Genomic DNA, 245 nt, shown 5'->3' with positions numbered 1-245 from the left:
CGAAGGCACGCAGTCGCCGAGCCAGACCCTTGCGTTGTGTGTGGGCTCCTGCCGGGATCTCGCGACCCTCTTCGTCGAGGCCGTCCGCAGCCTCGGCTTTGGAGCCCGGACCGTCTCGGGCTACCTCCATGATCCGACCCGCACCCTGCTAGAGCTGCATCCGATCAGATTGGGTCATATGCATCGTAGCCTGCGGCTGCCAGATAGTTGCGGCACTCGCCTGGCGTGAAGCGCCTGAAGGCACG

At 65.3% G+C, this 245-nt stretch carries 1 pseudogene; it reads left to right on the top strand.

Annotation, left to right across the window (positions count from 1 at the left end):
• Positions 1–151, top strand: a pseudogene (locus WDW90_RS40340) (transglutaminase-like domain-containing protein); the annotation flags it as partial.
• Positions 152–245: the final 94 nt, after the last annotated feature.

Origin of the sequence: Methylobacterium nigriterrae, assembly GCF_037106235.1 — a bacterium.
GTDB lineage: Bacteria > Pseudomonadota > Alphaproteobacteria > Rhizobiales > Beijerinckiaceae > Methylobacterium > Methylobacterium nigriterrae.
Note: the sequence above shows the minus strand (reverse complement) of the source record. Positions and strands in the feature narration are given on the sequence as shown.